This window comes from Variovorax sp. PDC80 (assembly GCF_900115375.1).
GTDB lineage: Bacteria > Pseudomonadota > Gammaproteobacteria > Burkholderiales > Burkholderiaceae_C > Variovorax.
In genome coordinates this window covers 102,201-118,158 of sequence record NZ_FOWG01000005.1, presented here as the reverse complement: position 1 = coordinate 118,158, position 15,958 = coordinate 102,201, and the positions used below count along the sequence as shown (strand labels likewise).

Genomic DNA, 15,958 nt, shown 5'->3' with positions numbered 1-15,958 from the left:
GTGCGCGCTCCGGTTCAGCGGTTGGTGGCCGAGGGGCCCGCCGGGGCCGCCGCGGACGGGTTGGAGGACAGGTTGCGCTGGAGGATGTTCGAGAACTCCTCGATGTAGGTCTCCAGGGCGATCGCGATCTTGTCGATCTCGCGCGCGAAGCGGTTGTAGCCCACCACGGCCGGGATGGCGGCGAACAGGCCGATGGCGGTGGCCACCAGCGCTTCGGCGATGCCGGGCGCCACGGTGGCGAGCGTGACCTGGGTCAGCGCGGCCAGGCCGGTGAAGGCATGCATGATCCCCCAGACCGTGCCGAACAGGCCGACGTAGGGCGAGACCGAACCCACGGTGGCGAGGAAGGACAGGTTCTGTTCGGCCGCGTCGAGCTCGCGCTGGAAGCTCGCGCGCATCGCGCGGCGGGCGCCATCGAGCAGCGTGGGCGCGTCGCTCACGTGGCGTTCGCGCAGCTTCTGGTACTCGCGCATGCCCGAGGCGAAGATGCGTTCCATGGGGCCGGCGAACTTGGCGTTCTGCGCCGCCGAGGCGAACAGCTCGTTGAGGCTGGTGCCCGACCAGAACTCGCGTTCGAAGTCGTCGTTGAGCGCGCGCATGCGCTTGAGCGCGAAGTACTTGCGGATGATCGCGGCCCAGCTCGCGATCGAGACGATCACCAGGAGGAGCACGACCGCTTGCACCATGAAACTGGCATGGAGCAGGAGATTGATGATGGAGAGATCTTGATTCATGGCTTGAAGGGTTGAGTCATGGAGCCGCGATAGCGTTCGAGGGTTCCCGAAACCTGCGCCGGAATCCGTGCCGGGCGCAGGCTGGCGGCGTCGACCCAGCCGATGCGGATCGTGCCTTCGCACAGCAGGGTGGGGGTGGCGCCCGCCTGCTCCGGCTTCAGCAGCACGGTCTGCGCGATTATCAGTGAGGCGGAGCCCATCTGGCGCAGGTCGGCGGTGACGATGAGCTGGTCGTCGAGGCGGGCGGGGCGGTGGTACTTGATCTGGGTCTCGCTGACGACGAACTGGCCGCCTGTTTCGTTGCGCAGCTTGTTCTGCTCTACGCCGAGGGAGCGCAGCCATTCGGTGCGGCCGCGTTCCATGAACTTGAGGTAGTTGGCGTAGAAGACGATGCCGCCGGCGTCGGTGTCTTCCCAGTAGACGCGTAGGGGGAACTCGTAGGTCATTGCTTGTTGTGTTCTTCTTTTAGGCTGTTGGCCGGGTCTCGCCCCGGCGGGCGAGTCACTTTCTTTTGCTTCGCCAAAAGAAAGTAACCAAAGAAAAGGCGACCCACTGTCTGCGACCCCTTCGCTTCGCTACGGGGCAACCTGCGGTGCTCGCGTTTCGCGGGGTCTCGCAGAACTCGCTCCGCTGCGCTGCGCTCAGACAGCTGCGAGCCCTTATCCGCGAAACGCTGCGCTCCTCGGCGCAGCCAGAGGGGTGGTTCGGGCCATCGCTGCGCTCGGCCACCAAGGCCCAACGGGCCTTCGCTTCGCTCGGCCTTGAAAGAAGACCCGGAGCGGAAGCACTCCTGCAACCCACACAAGGACGCGCCACGGCGCGTTGACCCTAGTCCCCTCTGGCTGTGCCGAGGAGCGCAGGGGAAAGCGGGATAAGGGCCGCAGCTGTCTGAGCGAAGCGCAGCGCAGCGAGTTCTGCGGACCCCCGCTTTCCCCGAGCACCGCAGGTTGCCCGTAGCGAAGCGAAGGGACACAGACAGCGGGGTCGCCTTTTCTTTGGTTACTTTCTTTTGGCGAAGCAAAAGAAAGTGACTCGCCCGCCGGGGCGAAATCCCGGCCAACAGCCTTAACAAAAAAGCAGCTTCAAACCAGAAAGCCGAAACCTTCATCCAGCCAAACCACGCAACCGACCAATAGCTTCCTCAAGATGCGCCATAGAACTGGCAGTAGAGAACCGAATGAAGCTAGCAGTATCAGCAGTCCCGAAGTCGCGACCAGGAGTCACAGCCACATGCGCCCGCTTCATAGCCTCGAACGCAAAATCCCAGCTCCCCGAAATCCCGAGCCGAGCCGCCAGCCCCGAACAATCGGCCCAGGCATAGAAGGCTCCATCCGGAACCACCGGAACCGGTAGCCCCAACGCCTCGAGCTGCGGAATGAACCAGTCGCGCCGCGCCTTGAATTCGCCGCGCCGCCGCTCGTACTCCGCAATGCTCTCCGCCTCGAAGCAAGCCAGCGCCGCGTACTGCGCCACCGTGCTCGCGCAGATGAACAGGTTCTGCGCCAGCCGCTCCACCACAGGCACCAGAACATCCGGCACCACCAGCCACCCCAGCCGCCACCCCGTCATGTTGAAGTACTTGCTGAAGCTGTTGATGCTGATCACGTTGTCGTCGATCGCCAGCGCCGTCTGCCCGTAGGCATCGTCGTAGGACAGCCCCAGGTAGATCTCGTCGATCAGCGTGATGCCGCCGCGCGAACTCACCACCTCGTGGATGCGCCGCAGCTCGTCGCGCGCGATCGAGGTGCCGGTCGGGTTCGACGGCGAGGCCAGCAGCACGCCGCGGGTCTTGTCGGTCCAGGCGGCCTCGACCTTGTCGGCGCTGAGCTGGAAACGCTCCTCGGCGGTGGTCGGGATCAGCACCGCCTTGCCCTCGGCCGCGCTCACGAAGTGGCGGTTGCAGGGATAGCTGGGGTCGGGCAGCAGGATCTCGTCGCCGGCCTCGATCAGCGTGAGGCAGGCCAGCTGCAGCGCGGCCGAGGCGCCGGCCGTGACCACGATGCGGCGCGCCGGCACGTCGACGCCGAAGCGGTCGCGATACCACTGGCTGATGCGTTCGCGCAGATGGTCGAGGCCGGTGGCCTGGGTGTACTGCGTGGCACCGGCGCGCACCGCGCGCGCCGCGGCTTCCTGCACCAGCGGCGGCGCGGTGAAGTCCGGCTCGCCGATGTTCAGGAAGATCATCGGCCGGTCGGTGTGGGCCACCTCGCGCGCCAGCTTGCCGGCGGCCTTGGCCACTTCCATCACGTAGAAGGGCTCGATGCGCTCGGCCCGGGTCGAAATCCTCATGCGGGGTGCTTCGCGAAAGAAGAGAGAAGAGGAGAAGGGATCAGGGCCGCGCCTTGCCGGTCGCGCGGTCGGCCTCGACCTCGAGCGGACGCAGCTGGGGCGCGAGGCCGTTGAGCACCGCGTTCACGTACTTGTGGCCGTCGGTGCCGCCGAACTCCTTGGCGAGCTCGATGCACTCGTTGAGCACCACGCGCCACGGCACGTCGAGGCAATGCTGGAACTCGTAGACGCCGATCCACATCACGGCATGCTCGATCGGCGAGATCTCGGCCAGCTTGCGGTCGAGCAGCGGCACGATCAGCGCGTCGAGCTGCTCGGCGCCTTCGATCGAGCCGTGCAGCAGCGCGTCGTAGTGCGCGGCATCGGCCTTGTGGAAGCCCGCGAGGTCGCGCGTGAAGCTGTCGATGGCGGCCGCCTCGTTGCGGCCCACCAGGTGCTGGTAGAGCGCCTGCAGCGCGAACTCGCGCGCGCGGGTGCGGTTGGACTTGGCCGAGGCCTTGCGCGCGCCGGTGGAGGTCAGGCCGGTGCGCGTCGCTCGCGCCTTGTCCGGTCGTGCGGAACGCTGCGGCGCAGCGCCTCCCTGGTCTTCTTGGTTGGTGTCGTCGGTCATGAAAGGTCGGCCAGCAGTCGCGCCATTTCCACCGCCACGCGGGCCGCGTCGCGGCCCTTGTCGGTCTGGCGGGCGACGGCCTGCTCGAGGTTCTCGGTGGTGAGGATGGCGTTGGCGATGGGCAGCTTGTAGTCGAGCGCCACGCGGCTCACGCTCGCGCCCGATTCGTTGGCCACCAGCTCGAAGTGGTAGGTCTCGCCGCGGATGATGCAGCCCAGCGCGACCAATGCGTGGTAGCCGCCGCGCTCGGCCAGCGCCTGCAGCGCGACCGGCACTTCGAGCGCGCCGGGCACGCGCACGTGGTGGATGTCGTTGGCGGCCACGCCCAGCGCCGCGAACTCGTCGAGGCAGGCGCTGGCGAGCGCATCGGTGATGTCGGCATTGAAGCGCGCCTGCACGATGCCGATGCGCAGTCCCTTGCCGCTGTTGCCGTCCAGCGGCTTGTCGGCCGCGCCCTGGTTTGCACCTTGCATGTCGTTCAGTCCTTTGCCAGATAGCCGGCGATCTCGAGGCCGTAGCCGGCCGCCATGCTGGGCATGCGCCGCGGCGTGCCGAGCAAAGTCATCTTCTGCACGCCGCATTCGCGCAGGATCTGCGCGCCGATGCCGTAGCTGCGCAGGTCCATGCGGCCGCGCTCGGGCGCCTGCGCGGGGCGCGCGGTGCCGTCGAACTGGGCCAGCAGCTCGTGGGCCGTTTCGCCGCAATTCAGCAGCACGGCCACGCCCCGGTCGAGCTGCGCGATGTGCGAGAGGCTGGCGTCCAGGCTCCACGAGTGCAGCGAGCGGTTGATCTCGAGCGCGTCGAGCACCGACAGCGGCTCGTGCACGCGCACGTCGACCGTGTCTTCGGGCGCCCACTTGCCGCGCACCAGCGCGAGGTGCACGCCGCCGCTGGGCTGGTCGACGAAGGCATGGGCCGTGAAGGCGCCCCAGGCGGTCTGGATCTCGCGGCAGCCGACCTTCTTGATCAGCGATTCGGTGCGGCTGCGGTGCTCGATCAGCGCAGCGATGGTGCCGATCTTGAGCCCGTGCTCGGCCGCGAACAGCTGCAGGTCGGGCAGGCGCGCCATCGTGCCGTCCTCGTTCATCACCTCGCAGATCACCGAGGCGGGCGAGCAGCCGGCCATGGCGGCGAGGTCGCAGCCGGCCTCGGTATGGCCGGCGCGCATCAGCACGCCGCCGTCGACCGCCTGCAGCGGGAAGATGTGGCCCGGCTGCACCAGGTCGGCGGCCACGGCGTTGCGCGCCACCGCGGCCTGCACGGTGCGGGCGCGGTCGGCGGCCGAGATGCCGGTGGTCACGCCCTCGGCGGCCTCGATCGAGACCGTGAAGGCGGTGGCGTGCTTGGTGCCGTTGCGCGCCACCATCGGCGGCAGGTGCAGGCGTTCGCACATCTCGCGCGACAGCGTGAGGCAGATCAGGCCGCGCGCATGGCGTGCCATGAAGTTGATGGCCTCGGGCGTGATGTGGTCGGCGGCGACCACGATGTCGCCCTCGTTCTCGCGGTCTTCCTCGTCGACGAGGATGACCATGCGGCCGGCGGCCAGTTCGGCCACGATCTCCTCGACCGGGGAGATCGGCGCGGGCGTCCGATTGGCGCGCGAGGCGCCGATCGGCGTGACGGATGCGTTCATGATGGGGCGGGGTCCTTGGATGCGGGGAATGTCGGTGTCAGGCCGGCCGGGCCGGCTGCAGCACGCCCGCCTGGAGCATGCGCTCCACGTAGCGCGCCACGGTGTCGATTTCGAGGTTCACGCGCGAACCGGCGCGCAGGTCGCCCAGCGAGGTGTTCTGCACGGTGTGCGGGATCAGGTTGATGCTGATCTCGCTGCTGCCGTCGGCCGCGTCGGCGACGGTGTTGACCGTGAGGCTCACGCCGTTGATGGTGATCGAGCCCTTGTAGGCCAGGAAGCGCGCCAGCGCCTGCGGCGCGACTACGCGCAGCTCCCAGCTCTCGCCCACGGGCTCGAAGCGGCTCACGGTGCCGATGCCGTCGACGTGGCCCGAGACGATGTGGCCGCCGAGGCGGTCGCTCGCGCGCAGGGCTTTCTCGAGGTTGATGCGCGCACCTTCCTCGGTCAGGCCCGCGGTCTTGTCGAGCGACTCGGCCGAGATGTCGATGGTGAAGAGCCTCTGTGCGGGGTCGAAACTGGTGACGGTCATGCAGGCGCCGTTGAGCGCGATGCTGTCGCCGAGGCCGACGTCGTCGAGGTAGCCGTCGGGCGCCGCGATGCCGAGTCTCTTGCCGTGGGAGGAGGAGGAGCCGAGGTCGTGGATGGCGGCGATACGCCCCACGCCGGTGATGATTCCGGTGAACATCCGCGCATTTTCGCAGGTCCGGAAGGCCCGCGGCATTTCCTGGCACTTCGGGACCGCCGGCGCAGTTGCGCGGGCGTCTCGCCGGGCGGCTGTGGACGGCAGCCGGCGCGCCGCGGGCGGCGTCAGAAAGCGTCCCGGCCGGCCACGCGCGCCACGATCCGCAGGTCGGGCCCGATCATGTCGGCCGAGCGGAATGCCAGCGGCAGCGCCCCGGCCAGCGAGACCAGCGGTCCGTCGGCGTGGATCTGGCTCGCGATGTCCAGGCCGCTGCCGATCAGCTTGGGCGCCAGATAGACCAGCAGCTCGTCGACGCAGCTTTCGCGCAGCAGCGAGCCATTGAGCTTGTGGCCCGATTCCACGTGCAGCTCGTTGACGCCGCGCGCCGCGAGGTCGCGCAGCAGCGCGGGCAGGTCGACCTTGCCGTGGGCATTCGGCAGGCAGCTGACCGTGGCGCCGCGGGCCTCGAGCGCCGCGGCGCGGGCTTCGTCGCGCACCGCCGCATAGATCCAGACCGCGCGGCCTGCTATGAAAAGATGAGCGTCGGGCGGTGTCTGCAGGTGGCTGTCGACGATCACCAGGTGCGGCTGGCGCGGCGTCTCGATCAGCCGTACGTCCAGGCGCGGGTTGTCCTCGAGCACCGTGCCGACGCCCGTCAGCACCGCGCTGGCCCGGGCGCGCCAGGCGTGGCCGTCGGCGCGCGCGGCTTCGGCCGTGATCCATTGGCTCACGCCGTTGGCGAGGCCGGTGCGGCCGTCGAGCGAGGCCGCGACCTTCATGCGCACCCAGGGGGTCTTGCGGACCATGCGCGAGAGGAAGCCGAGATTGAGCTCGCGCGCTTCCTCGGCGCCCGGGCCCACCTCGACCGCCACGCCCGCCGCGCGCAGCCGCTCGAAGCCCTGGCCCGCGACCAGCGGATTGGGATCGGCGAGCGAGGCGACCACGCGGCCGATGCCGGCCGCGATCAGCGCATCGCAGCACGGTCCGGTGCGGCCATGGTGGGCGCAGGGTTCGAGCGTGACGTAGGCGGTGGCGCCCGCGACCGAATGCCCCTGTGCCGCCGCGTCGCGCAGCGCCATCACCTCGGCATGCGGGCCGCCGGCCTTCTGCGTGTGGCCCTGGCCGAGCACGCGGCCCTGCGCATCGGCGATCACGCAGCCCACGCGCGGGTTCGGATCGGTGATCAGCAGCGCCGACGCGGCCAGGCGCAGGGCGCTCGCCATGTGCTGCGCGTCGTGTTGGGGGGAGGGCATGGAGGCTTCGCGAGGAAAAGTTGACAGGGGTGCGTCGGGATCATACGAGCGGCGCGCGAATGCGGATGGACGGCGCGGCGCTCGCGCCCGGTGCGCTCGTACGCTTGCCGTTCGATCGCGAGACACGCGACACCAGAAGAGAACGGGGGGGAGGACGGATATGGCAAGGTCGAATCGAACGGCGCATGCCGCCGCGGGCTTTTCGCTCGTGGAGGTGCTGGTGTCCATCGCGCTGCTGAGCCTGGGGCTGCTGGGCGCGGCGGCCATGTTGCTGCATGCGGTGCGCGCGAGCGGCGAGGCCGCGAACTTCGGCGCGGCGCTGAACCTGGTGCGCGAGCTGTCAGAGAAGACGCGGCTCAACCGGGCCGTGGCGGGGCGGCGCGATGCGGCCAATGGCTACCTCGTGGCGCAATGGACGGCAGGGTCTGCAGCGGGCGAGGCGGGCGTCACCGATTGCGCGGCGGCCGGCGCCGCCTGCAAACCCGAGGACCTCGCGCGCTGGGACATGCAGGCGTGGAAGCGGCGCGCCGCGAAGGCCCTGCCGGGCGCGCGCATCACGGTCTGCTTCGACGGCAATCCATGGAACGACGCAGCGGGCGCCCATGCCTGGGACTGCGAGGACGACGGACCGTTGCTGGTCGTCAAGCTCGGCTGGTTGCCGCGCAACGCGAGCGAGGCGCAGCGCCGCGCGGGGGCATCGGCACCGCCGCGGCTCGCAATGCCGCTGATGCCCGCGCAGGCCAGCGAGGGGCCGCGCGGTGGCTGAGCGTGTCGAACCCGCAGGGCGCGCGCGGCTGCGTGGCGTGTCGCTGGTCGAGCTGATGGTCGCGCTGGCGCTCGGCCTGGTGGTGGTGCTCGCGGCCATGCTGGCTTTCGGCGGCAGCCGGCAATTGTTCGTCGCCGAGTCCGAGGCCCGCACGGTGGAGGAGTCGCTGCGCTTCGCCGCCTTCGTCGTGCGGCGCACGGTGCGGCAGGCCGGCTATGCCGATCGCGCGGCCGGCGATACGGCCGCGGCCGCAGGGAACGATCCCTTCGACCTCGACATCGTCGGTGCTCGCAACACTCGCGTCGGCGCCAGCGGCGAAAGTTATGGGAGGCACAACGCACGCGGCGTGAACGACAGCGATTCGCTGCTGGTGCGCTTTGCCGGCAGCTCGCGCACCGACGACGACGGCAGCGCCACGGAGGCCGACGGCACCATGGTCGACTGCATGGGTTTCGCGCAGCCCGCGCCGAGCGCCGGCACCGCCACGCCGGCCGACCGGGCCTGGAGCATCTTCCATGTCGCCGAGGCGGCCGACGGGGAGCCCGAGCTCTATTGCAAATACCGCGGCGACCGGAGCGGCAGCTTTCGGTCCGAGCCGCTGGCGCGTGGCATCGAAGTGTTCCGCGTGCTGTTCGGGCGTGACCTCGATGGCGACGGCACGCCCGAGCAGTGGCTCGATGCCGCGCAGCTCGATGCGGTGGCGGCCGCGTCGTCGCTCGGCAATGCGGCCTGGCGGCAGGTGGTGGCGTTGCGCATCGGGATGGTGGCGCGCAGCGCACGGCCGGGCCACTGGCCCCGGCCCGAGGAGGCGCAGCTCTATCCGCTCGGCCCCGAGTTCCCGGCGGCGCGCTTCCGGCCCGCGGCCGACGGGCGGCTGCGGCGTGTCGCGAGCTTCACGGTGGCGCTGCGAAACAGCCAACGCGAGGCCGCGCCATGAACCGGCCGGTGCGCGCCTCGCGCGGCTTCTCGCTGATCGTCGTGCTGATGCTGCTGCTCGTGGTGTCGGTGCTCGGCCTCGCCGCAGCGCAGAACGCGCTGGTCGGCGAGCGCATCGCGCGCAACGACCGCGACACCGAGGTGGCTTTCCAGGCGGCCGAGGCCGCGTTGCTCGATGCCGAGCGCGACGTGCTCGGGCCCAACGACCATGCGGCGCAGCGGCTGTGCCTGTTCGATGGCCGCGATGTCTCGGCCTTCGTCGCCGATTGCGCCGGGACCGGCGCACGGCTGGGACTCTGCGCGGCCGCGCCGGTGGGCGACCCGCCGGTGTGGACGCAGGTCGATTTCGCACCCGATGCGAACCGGTCGGTGGCCTATGGCCGCTTCACCGGGCAGGTCTATGCCACCGGTGCCGGTGGCCTGTCCGTGCGCGCGCCGCGCTACATCGTCGAGGCCCTGCGCAGCCGGGGCAGCGGCCCGCCGGGCGTGCTGCACAGCGCGAGCGCGGCCGTCGCGACACATGTCTTCCGCGTCACCGCCATCGGCTTCGGGCCGCGCGAGGAGACGCGGGTGCTGCTGCAGACCACGTTGGCCAAGCCGTCGGCGAGTCCCGGCTGTGCCGACGCTTCCTCTCCTTCCACCTGATCGGACTGCCATGCCCTTGCTTCGCGCATTCATCGTGTGCATCGCCCTGGTTTTCTGCGCGACGTGGAGCGCGCCGGCAGGGGCCGGCATCGCATCCACGACACCGCCCGATGCGCTGCTGACCAGCGTGCCGGTCCACGCGCTGGCCGGTCAGCCCGATCCCAACATCGTGATCGACCTGTCGATCAAGGCCTCGAACGCGGGACCGGCGTACCTCGGCGGCTTCGAGCCCGCCAAGGTCTACGAGGGCTATTGGGATGCGAAGGGCTGCTACGACTACCTGCGTGTCGAGGGCTACTTCCGACGCACGGCAACGGCCACCACGCTCGCCGGTGGCGAGATCGCCTGCCGCGGGCAGTGGAGCGGCAATCTGCTGAACTGGGCCACGGCATCGCCGCTCGACCACCTGCGCATGGCGCTGACCGGTGGCGACCGCGTGGTGGACACGCCGGAGCGGACCGTGCTGCAGCGAGCGACCTGGCCGATCGGGGCTGGTGTCGAGCTTTCCGTCAAGACCGTGCGCGGGCATCTCGAGCGGCTGACACCGCGCAGCGGGCTTCGCGCGGACGAAACGCTGCGCATCCGGAACTGCGGGGAGCGGCTGGTCGTCGATGCGGACATGCGCGCCGATGCGGACCGCGGCTGCGTCTCGGCGGCCGGGGCCGAGCTCTACTTCGCGCGTGTCGAGGTCTGTGCCGCCGATGAGGCCGTCGTGCGCCGCGATCTTTGCGCCGCCTATCCCAGCGGGCATCACAAACCCGTGGGCGCCTTGCAGGTCCATGCGGGCGACGCGCGTTTCGCCGTGTTCGGCTACCTGCCTGGCAGCGATCCCAGGCACCAGGGTGGGGTGCTGCGCGAAGCGATGAAGTCCATCGGCCCCGAAAAAACCGATGCCGGCTTCGACCGGGTCGCTAACCCGCGGGCCGAATGGGATGCGCGCACCGGCGTGTTCCGCGACGACCTTGCGGGCACCGCGCAGGGTGTCATCGCGGCGGTGAACCGCTTCGGACGCTCGGGCGACTACGCGCGCTTCGATCCCGCGGGCGAGCTGTTCCATGAATCGCTGCGCTACCTGCAGGCGAAGCTGCCGACACCCGCGGACCCGGTGCTCGGAAACTGCCAGCGACATCACATCCTGAATATCGGAGACCTCGACACCGGCCGTGATGGTTCGGCGCCGGGCTCGGGCAGTGCGGCCTTCTCGCCCGACACCGCGCACTGGGCCCGGCTCGTCGGGGCTTTCGAGAATCGGAAGGCGGGCGCGGCCCAGGGCTCCTTCGGCATGGCGGGGCTCGCCTACTGGGCGCACACGCAGCGGATCCGCGGTGACCATCCCGATCTGCGCGTACAGACCTTCGCGATCGACCTGGATGCCGACCGCAGCGCTGTGGTGGGCACGCGCCAGCGCGGCAGCGCGCTCTACCTGGCCGCGAAGTACGGCGGATTCGTCGACCGCAACGGCGATGGCGATCCGTTCCGAAGCTCCGCGCTTTTCGGCGCCCCGGATCCAACGGGCAAGTCGGCATGGTTCAGCAACGCCGAATGGGCGGAAGGGCTCGACCACGACGGGCAGCCGATGCCGGCCAACTACTTCCTCGCCAGCGATGCGCGATCGACGGCGGATGCGTTGCACGGCGTGCTGCGCCGTGCCACCGCGCCGCCGCTGGGCGCGAATGCCACGGCCGCGCTCTCCTCGGACACGGTGGGCGCGGCCGGCGCGAGCCTCTATCGCTCGCGCTCCGACAGCCGGCGCTGGGCTGGCACCTTGCTGTCGTTTCGCCTGTTCACCGATCCGGACACGGGCGCCTTGCGCGTGGCCGACACGCCGTCGTGGGATGCGGGTGCCTTGCTCGATGCGCGCATGGAGAAATCCGGGACATCGGCGCCGCGAAAGATCTTCACGCTGTCGACGGCAGGCGTCGGCATTCCCTTCGAATGGGAGGCGCTCGACGAGCCCTTGCGGCGCTCGCTGCGCACGGAGACCGGACCCGCATCCCCGATGCCTGCCGGGGCCACCGACACCCTGGCCCGCGACCGCCTGAACTATCTGCGCGGCGAGCGTCGAAACGAAGCCTCGTTCGCGGGTGGCCGTTTCCGCGTGCGCGACTCGGTGATGGGCGATGTCGCGCATGCGGCCCCGGTGTACGTCGGGGCGCCCGATCCCGCCCTGCGCGAAGCCGACCACCCGGCATTCCTCGCCACGCATCGCCAGCGCGAGCCCGCGGTCTATCTGGGTGCCAACGACGGCATGCTGCATGCCTTCTCGGCGCGCACGGGCGAGGAGCTTTTCGGCTATGTCCCGCGCCTGCTGTTTCCCGCGCTGGGCCAGCTCGCGCAGCCCGGTGGCGCGCATCGCGCCTATGTCGACGGCACGCCCACGGTGGCCGATGCGCGCATGGCGAACGGCCCGTGGAAGAGCGTGCTGGTCTCGGGCCTGGGCGCGGGCGCCGCCGGTGTCTTCGCGCTCGACGTCAGCGATCCGCGGGCCTTTTCGGCCGACAAGGTGCTGTGGGAGTTCGGCAGTGCCGACGACCCCGACATGGGCCACCTGATGCAGCCGCCGCGCATCCTGAAGTTCCGCACCAAAGCCGCGACGGCGGGCCGCCCGGCCACCCACGCCTGGTTCGCGGTCGTGCCCTCGGGCTTCAACAACCGCAACCCCGAGAAACGCGCCGCGCTGTTCCTGCTGTCGCTCGACAAGCCGGCCGGCACGCCCTGGCGGCGAGGCCTCGACTATCACAAGATCCTGCTGCCCCGGCCCGCGGACATCCGCCTGGTCAATGCGCTCGCGAGCGCGCCCGGCGACCATGCGGCCGACGACGGAACGGTCCGCTGGCTCTATGCCGGCGATACGCAGGGCAATCTGTGGAAGTTCGACTTCGAGCGCGATGCGCCGTGGAGCGAGGCCAACGCGCTGGGCTTCGGCGGTGCGCCGCTGATGGTCGCGATGGACGGCGGCGCGGGCAGCCGGCGCCAGCCGATCACGGTGCCGCCGGAAGTGGGGCTCGGGCCCGGCGGCGGTGGCATCGTGCTGTTCGGCACCGGCCAGTTCGTCGAGCTCGCGGACCTCGGCGCCTCGCGCCGCGGCGTCCAGACCGTGTATGCGGTGCAGGACACGGGCACGCCAATCCGTGCGGGCGAGGCGCGGACCCAATTGGCGCCACGGCAGGCACGACCCATCGAGGGCGGGCTGACGGCCATCGAGGGCCAGGCCTTCGTCTACGGCGCCTTCGACCGCGCGACGACACGGCGGCGCGGCTGGTACCTCGACCTGCCGGCGTCGCGCGACCAGGGCGAGCGCCTGGTCGAGCGGTCCGTGCTGGCCGATGGTCGCCTGTTCTTCAACACGCTGATTCCGCCGCAGGCGGCCTGCGGCGAAGGCGGTGGGCGCAGTTGCGCCGTGGACGCGATGACCGGCCTGTCCAAGGGTGGCACCTGCGTGCCCTCGGAGGCGGGGCTGCTCGGTGCGCCCTTCGTGGTCCAGCAGGGCGACGCGTCCTACGGGGCCGCCGATCCGGCCGGTCGGCGCGTCGAGACGCGGCGGCTCTCGGCCCTCAGCCCCGGCACCCGCAAGGGCACGGCGGTGTCGGTCGCGCAGCCGCCCGACGGTGCCACGGTGTCGCGCCGCGCCGGCCGTCTCAACTGGCGCCAGGTGCCGGACCCGCAAGGGACACAGCCATGATTACCCGCCAAGGCCATCGCGCGGGCGCGGCCCTCGGATGGAGCCTGATCGAGGTGCTGATCGCACTCGCGATCGTCGCCATCCTCGCGGCCATCGCTTTTCCCTCCTACATCGATGCGGTGCACCGGGGCTGGCGCGCCGAGGCGCGGTCGGCGCTGCTCGCGCAGATGCAGCAGCAGGAGCGCCACTTCACCGTCGATGGCCACTACCGGCGCTACGAAGGCGATTCCGCCGAGAGCGGGCAAGGCGGCAAGTACCTCGTGCGCAGCGAGCATTGCGACGGCCAGCGCAGCCTCGACGACTGCCTGCGGCTCTCGGCGCGGCTCAAGCCCGGCTTCTCGGACCCGCCGGTCGGCAACCTGTGGCTGGACAGCACGGGCGGCCGCGGCTGCGATGGCGCGCAGCGTGCGCGGTGCTGGCAATGAAGCGCGCGGGACCGGCCCGTGGGCTCACGCTGATCGAGCTGCTCACCGTGATCGCCATCGTCGCGATCCTGGCCGCCGTCGGCGTGCCGGGTTTTCGCGCGCTGCTGCTCCACCAGCGGCTGGCGGCCGTGTCGCAGGCCTTCGTGGCCGCGCTCGGGATGGCGCGGATCGAGGCCATCCGGCGCGGCGAGCCAGTCAGCGTGCTGGCCGACGGCGGCGCTGGCTGGGATGCGGGCTGGGCGGTGGTGACCGATGCCGACGGCGACCAGGCGCCGAGCGTGCTGCGGCGCTTCGATGGGCTGCCGCCGGGCATCGCGGTCGACCGGGAACTGGGCGACGGGTTGGCGCAAGGGGTGCACTACGACGCCAACGGCTTCTCGCGGCGCTTGCGCAATGCGGGCTTCGGCGCGGGCTGCCTCGCGTTCAGGGCCGAGACGGGGCGGCGCGCGGCCGTCGTCCTCTCGGCGTCGGGGCGGCCTCGAAGTTGCGACCCCGATCGGAAGGGGGAATGCGGAACGGGTGTGTGCGGGCAGGGCGGCGGATAGCAGCCGTCCCGCGGCCCGGCGTCGACACGCCGTGGCTCAGATGTCGCGCAGCAGCTGCCGGAACTCGTCCACGTCCTCGAAGCTGCGATAGACCGAGGCGAAGCGCACGTAGGCCACCTTGTCGAGCTTCTTGAGTTCGCGCATCACGAGTTCGCCGACCTTGGTCGACTCGATTTCGCGCAGGCCGCTGGCGAGCAGTTTCTGTTCGATGCGCAGCAGCGCGTTGTCGATCTGCTCGATGCTCACCGGTCGCTTGCGCAGCGCCAGCATCATCGATGCGCGGACCTTGGTCGAGTCGAAGTCGGCGCGGCTGCCGTCCTTCTTCACGACGACCGGGAAATTGACGTCGGGGCGCTCGTAGGTGGTGAAGCGCTTGTCGCAGGCCCCGCACTGGCGGCGCCTGCGCACGAAGTCGGCGTCTTCCGAAACGCGGGTCTCGACGACCTGCGTTTCGAGATGACCGCAAAAAGGGCATTTCATGCGGTCAGAGCTTCTTCTTCGAGGTCAGCGGTAGACCGGGAAGCGGCTGGTCAGCGCGTGAACCTTGGCGCGCACGGCGTCGATGTTCGCGGCATCGCGCGGGTTCTCGAGCACGTCGGCGATCAGGTTCGCGGTGATGCGGGCCTCTTCGTCCTTGAAGCCGCGCGTGGTCATGGCCGGCGTGCCGACACGCACGCCGCTGGTCACCATCGGCTTCTCGGGGTCGTTGGGGATCGCGTTCTTGTTGATGGTCATGTGGGCACTGCCCAGCACGGCCTCGGCTTCCTTGCCGGTGATGCCCTTGGCGCGCAGGTCGACCAGCATCACGTGGCTTTCGGTGCGTCCGCTCACGATGCGCAGGCCGCGCTGCGTGAGCGTTTCGGCCACGATCTGGGCGTTCTTGACCACCTGTTGCTGGTAGGCCTTGAACTCGGGCGACAGCGCTTCCTTGAAGGCCACCGCCTTGGCGGCGATCACGTGCATCAGCGGGCCCCCTTGCAGGCCCGGGAAGATCGCGCTGTTGATCGCCTTCTCGTGCTGCGACTTCATCAGGATGATGCCGCCGCGCGGGCCGCGCAGGCTCTTGTGGGTGGTCGAGGTCACGATGTCGGCATGCGGCACCGGGTTCGGGTAGACGCCCGCGGCCACCAGGCCGGCGTAGTGGGCGATGTCGACCATGAAGATCGCGCCGACGTCCTTGGCCACCTTGGCGAAGCGCTCGAAATCGATGCGCAGCGAGTAGGCCGAGGCGCCCGCGATGATCAGCTTGGGCTGGTGCTCGTGCGCCTTGCGTTCCATCGCGTCGTAGTCGATGGCTTCGTTGGCGTCCAGGCCGTAGCTCACCACGTTGAACCACTTGCCGCTCATGTTGAGCGGCATGCCGTGGGTCAGGTGGCCGCCTTCGGCCAGGCTCATGCCCATGATGGTGTCGCCGGGCTTCAGGAAGGCCAGCAGCACGGCCTCGTTGGCCGAGGCGCCGCAATGGGGCTGCACGTTGGCCGCCTCGGCGCCGAAGATCTGCTTCACGCGGTCGATGGCCAGCTGCTCGGCCACGTCGACGTGCTCGCAGCCGCCGTAGTAGCGCTTGCCCGGGTAGCCCTCGGCGTACTTGTTGGTGAGCTGCGAGCCCTGCGCGGCCATGACGGCCGGCGAGGCGTAGTTCTCGCTCGCGATCAGCTCGATGTGGTGTTCCTGGCGCGCGTTTTCGGCCTGGATGGCAGCCCAGATTTCGGGATCGGTCTGTTCGACCAGGATGTTGCGTTGGTACATGGCAGTCCT

The 15,958-nt window shown here is 70.0% G+C and carries 16 protein-coding genes; 6 read left to right on the top strand and 10 right to left on the bottom strand.

Annotation, left to right across the window (positions count from 1 at the left end; translation table 11 throughout):
- Positions 1–14 precede the first annotated feature (14 nt).
- The 8 genes from tolQ to ribD all read right to left on the bottom strand — a co-directional run bounded on the left by tolQ (position 15) and on the right by ribD (position 7,201).
- Positions 15–734, bottom strand: coding sequence for a protein TolQ (gene tolQ, locus BM109_RS16350; RefSeq protein WP_093344331.1), 720 nt, complete (start codon positions 732–734; stop codon positions 15–17).
- A complete protein-coding gene (gene ybgC / locus BM109_RS16345) occupies positions 731–1,180 on the bottom strand; it encodes a tol-pal system-associated acyl-CoA thioesterase (RefSeq protein WP_093344330.1) in 450 nt (149 codons plus the stop codon). Before ybgC ends, tolQ begins: the two co-directional genes overlap by 4 nt.
- 658 nt (positions 1,181–1,838) lie before the next feature.
- On the bottom strand, positions 1,839–3,023 hold the full coding sequence (locus tag BM109_RS16330) for a pyridoxal phosphate-dependent aminotransferase (protein ID WP_093344328.1): 1,185 nt from the start codon (positions 3,021–3,023) through the stop codon (positions 1,839–1,841).
- 40 nt (positions 3,024–3,063) lie between these two features.
- On the bottom strand, positions 3,064–3,633 hold the full coding sequence (nusB, locus tag BM109_RS16325; RefSeq protein WP_093344327.1) for a transcription antitermination factor NusB: 570 nt from the start codon (positions 3,631–3,633) through the stop codon (positions 3,064–3,066).
- Positions 3,630–4,106, bottom strand: coding sequence for a 6,7-dimethyl-8-ribityllumazine synthase (gene ribH / locus BM109_RS16320; RefSeq protein WP_057594485.1), 477 nt, complete (start codon positions 4,104–4,106; stop codon positions 3,630–3,632). The genes nusB and ribH overlap by 4 nt, the downstream gene beginning before the upstream one ends.
- A 5-nt stretch (positions 4,107–4,111) precedes the next feature.
- Entirely contained in the window at positions 4,112–5,266 is a 1,155-nt protein-coding gene (ribBA, locus tag BM109_RS16315) for a bifunctional 3,4-dihydroxy-2-butanone-4-phosphate synthase/GTP cyclohydrolase II (RefSeq protein ID WP_093344326.1), read from the bottom strand.
- Between the two features lie 37 nt (positions 5,267–5,303).
- Positions 5,304–5,951, bottom strand: a complete 648-nt coding sequence (locus tag BM109_RS16310) for a riboflavin synthase (protein ID WP_057594483.1) — start codon at positions 5,949–5,951, stop codon at positions 5,304–5,306.
- Between the two features lie 122 nt (positions 5,952–6,073).
- On the bottom strand, positions 6,074–7,201 hold the full coding sequence (gene ribD / locus BM109_RS16305) for a bifunctional diaminohydroxyphosphoribosylaminopyrimidine deaminase/5-amino-6-(5-phosphoribosylamino)uracil reductase RibD (RefSeq protein ID WP_093344324.1): 1,128 nt from the start codon (positions 7,199–7,201) through the stop codon (positions 6,074–6,076).
- Positions 7,202–7,361: 160 nt separating this feature from the next.
- On the opposite strand from ribD, the gene pilV reads away from it, so the two are divergent.
- From pilV to BM109_RS16275, 6 genes are read left to right on the top strand one after another with little or no spacing between them, the layout of a single operon-like run.
- Positions 7,362–7,967, top strand: a complete 606-nt coding sequence (gene pilV, locus BM109_RS16300; RefSeq protein ID WP_177239360.1) for a type IV pilus modification protein PilV — start codon at positions 7,362–7,364, stop codon at positions 7,965–7,967.
- The gene (locus BM109_RS16295; RefSeq protein ID WP_143129178.1) at positions 7,960–8,904 is read left to right on the top strand and encodes a PilW family protein; all 945 of its coding nucleotides are present in this window, start codon (positions 7,960–7,962) and stop codon (positions 8,902–8,904) included. The genes pilV and BM109_RS16295 overlap by 8 nt, the downstream gene beginning before the upstream one ends.
- Positions 8,901–9,548 carry a pilus assembly PilX family protein gene (locus BM109_RS16290; RefSeq protein ID WP_093344321.1) on the top strand — a complete coding sequence of 216 codons (648 nt, stop codon included), beginning with the start codon at positions 8,901–8,903 and terminating at the stop codon, positions 9,546–9,548. The genes BM109_RS16295 and BM109_RS16290 overlap by 4 nt, the downstream gene beginning before the upstream one ends.
- A gap of 10 nt (positions 9,549–9,558) precedes the next feature.
- Positions 9,559–13,230: a pilus assembly protein gene (locus BM109_RS16285; RefSeq protein ID WP_143129177.1), complete on the top strand. Its 3,672-nt coding sequence runs from the start codon at positions 9,559–9,561 to the stop codon at positions 13,228–13,230.
- On the top strand, positions 13,227–13,655 hold the full coding sequence (locus BM109_RS16280) for a type IV pilin protein (RefSeq protein ID WP_093344318.1): 429 nt from the start codon (positions 13,227–13,229) through the stop codon (positions 13,653–13,655). Before BM109_RS16285 ends, BM109_RS16280 begins: the two co-directional genes overlap by 4 nt.
- The gene (locus BM109_RS16275; RefSeq protein WP_093344316.1) at positions 13,652–14,200 is read left to right on the top strand and encodes a GspH/FimT family pseudopilin; all 549 of its coding nucleotides are present in this window, start codon (positions 13,652–13,654) and stop codon (positions 14,198–14,200) included. The genes BM109_RS16280 and BM109_RS16275 overlap by 4 nt, the downstream gene beginning before the upstream one ends.
- A gap of 36 nt (positions 14,201–14,236) precedes the next feature.
- Here BM109_RS16275 and nrdR read toward each other — a convergent pair whose 3' ends face one another.
- On the bottom strand, positions 14,237–14,680 hold the full coding sequence (gene nrdR / locus BM109_RS16270) for a transcriptional regulator NrdR (RefSeq protein WP_057594475.1): 444 nt from the start codon (positions 14,678–14,680) through the stop codon (positions 14,237–14,239).
- A gap of 24 nt (positions 14,681–14,704) precedes the next feature.
- Positions 14,705–15,949 (bottom strand): serine hydroxymethyltransferase, encoded by a 1,245-nt coding sequence (glyA, locus tag BM109_RS16265; RefSeq protein ID WP_093344314.1) that lies wholly within the window; start codon positions 15,947–15,949, stop codon positions 14,705–14,707.
- Positions 15,950–15,958: the final 9 nt, after the last annotated feature.